The 2,306-nt window shown below is 75.7% G+C and carries 3 protein-coding genes; all 3 read right to left on the bottom strand.

The window, feature by feature from the left end; genetic code table 11:
* Positions 1–64: 64 nt before the first annotated feature.
* Entirely contained in the window at positions 65–1,888 is a 1,824-nt protein-coding gene (locus ABD308_RS29335) for a hypothetical protein (protein ID WP_344341132.1), read from the bottom strand.
* A complete protein-coding gene (locus tag ABD308_RS29330; protein WP_344341126.1) occupies positions 1,885–2,067 on the bottom strand; it encodes a hypothetical protein in 183 nt (60 codons plus the stop codon). Before ABD308_RS29330 ends, ABD308_RS29335 begins: the two co-directional genes overlap by 4 nt.
* A gap of 18 nt (positions 2,068–2,085) precedes the next feature.
* A partial coding sequence (locus tag ABD308_RS29325) for a hypothetical protein (RefSeq protein ID WP_344341120.1) occupies positions 2,086–2,306 on the bottom strand: 221 nt, incomplete at its 5' end.

The following is a 2,306-nucleotide window of genomic DNA, read 5'->3' as shown; positions in this document are numbered from 1 at the left end:
CGGCGGTGGGGGGCGTCCGTTGACGGGCGTTAGCAGGGCGTCAGCTGGTCAGGGTGCGCACGGGTCAGTAGCCGCGGGTGCGGTAGATGCGGTCGTGCGTCCGGGTGGTGCAGTCGGGGCCGCAGGTCGGGCACGGCGGGATCGGGTGGGCGCAGGCCTCGCACAGCAGCCGGCCGTCGTCGGTCTGCTGCCAGCCCATGCCCTGGGCCTCGTTGACGGCCTCGGCCGGGCTGCCGAAGTGGAGCAGCACCTCGTCCCCGTTGGTCAGGGTGTTGCGGCACGTGCCGCACTGCGCGGTGAAGCAGGCGTGGGGCCGGAAGGTCGGGGCCAGGTCGCCGCTCACGTCGATGCCGGCGGTGTCCAGGACGGCGTGCAGGGAGACGAGCGAGACGATCTCGGTGGCGAGGTCGGCGGCCTGGCCGGTGTGGTGGTCGCCCGCGCGGCGCAGGATCTCGCCGAGGACGGCGGTGGCCGAGTCGGCGCGGCGGGCCTGGTGGCGGTTCTCCCGGATCGTGGACTGGTGCGCGGCGGTGGTGCGGCGCAGCCGGGCGCCGGTGACGGCGCGGTACTCGGCGTGCTGCTCGGTCAGCATGGTCACGATGGCCTGGAAACTCACGAGTTGGTCCTGGGCGGTGCGCAGCAGGTCGGTGGTGCGGGCGCTGGCACGGCGGGCGCCGGCGGCGGAACGGCGGTCCTGCTCGGCGGCGGCCTGCTGCTGCTCCCACAGGCGCAGCAGCGTGGTCTGCTCGGCGGGGCCGAGGGCGCGGGAGGCACGCCGGATCAGGTGGTCGAGGCGGCGGCGGGCGGCGTTGTCGAGCGCGGCCGGGGTCGGCTGGTGGCGGGGTGCCGGGAGGCTGGCGGGCGCGGTGCGCTCCTTGGGCTGGTCGTGGTGGGGCGAGCGGAGCGGGATGGTTCCGGTGGTCGGGTGGAGCGCCGCGTCGACCTCGACACAGAGCGCGGTCGCGGTGGTGGACGCGCAGCCCACGTAGCGGCGGAGGGCTGTTTCGACTGCCGAGATGCGGGCCCGGAGGGTGCTGACCTCGACCTGGTAGTCCGCGAGGACCGAACGCTGGTGTGCGGCGCGGTGCCGGGCGGAGTGCCAAGCGTTGCGGTAGCGGGTGAGCTGGGCCTCGCGGCGGATGCTGGAGCGGATGTTGCCGCGGACCGCGCGGGGGAGCGAGCGCACTTCCTCGGCCTCCCACGCGGTGAGCGGCCGGGTCTCGGCGGCGTCGATCAGGGCCTCGGCGGTAATGAGCCGGCCGGGAACGTCGGCGGGCTGCTCCTGGGCGTTGCGGTAGTCGTCGATGTGGGTGGGGTGGAGGGGCCCGTCGAGGAGGGGGATGAGGTCGAGGCCGATGGCGACGGCGTTGTCCTGGTCGGTGATGTCCTCGACGCGCTGCTGGATGAGATGGAGGCGGGCGCGCAGGCTATCGGCGGCGTCTTCGGCGCCGGCGCGGCCGAGGGCGGTCTCGTTGATGGCGGCGCGGAGGTAGTCCTGCCGGGCCATCAGGGCGGGCAGGTCGGTACGGGCGTGGGCGATGAACTCGGCGTCGGCCAGGGTGCGGTTGCCGAGGTAGCCGAGGTTGATGTCGAGCGTGCCGGAGGTGTCGGTGACCCGGCGGACGAGGTCGTGGCGGTCTTCCTCGATGTGCCAGGGGCCGGGGGTCGCGGCGTCGGCCCGCCGTCGGACGGCGTCGAGGTCGAGGTAGGGCTGCTGCTGCGGGGTGGACATGGGGCTGCTCCCGGGGATGAGGCCGCTGTGGGTGGCGGCGGTGCGGGTGTCGGGGAAGTCGGAACCGGCGGGGCCGGGGCCGGGGCCGCGGCCGAGGACGGCCAGGCCGGCGACGGCGACCGGCGCGGTGGCGGCGAGGACGGCCAGGGCGTTCACCGCGGGGTGATGGTCCAGCCGCCGCCGATCGGGGTGATCTCGGCGGCCTGGTCGAGCGGGGCGCACGGCCACCAGTCGCCGCAGGCGTGGCAGACGGGCGGGCCCCACGGGTCCGGGCTGCCCGGGATGGTGGTCGGGGTGTGCTCGCGGATCGTGGTGTCGGGGTGGGTGGTGGGCACGGTGGTCTCCTCGGTGGGTCAGGCGGTCCAGGCGATGCCGTGCCGGCTCGCCCAGTCCGTGTCTGCGGCGCTCTCGCGGGCGAGGCGGCGGGCGGCGAGTTGCTCGCGGTAGGCCTGGCCGATGTGGGCGTCCGGCTCGGCGGGCGGGATGTCGGCGGCGGCCTGGCACAGGGCGCACGGCAGGGTGGTCGCGCGGTGGGTGGGGCAGAGGGCGCGCGGCGCCGGGACGGCGGCCGTCG

The organism is Kitasatospora putterlickiae (assembly GCF_039527695.1).
In the GTDB taxonomy this organism is placed as follows: Bacteria; Actinomycetota; Actinomycetes; order Streptomycetales; family Streptomycetaceae; genus Kitasatospora; species Kitasatospora putterlickiae.
The sequence above is the reverse complement of the archived record's forward strand: the minus strand, read 5'-3'. Positions and strand labels throughout refer to the sequence as shown.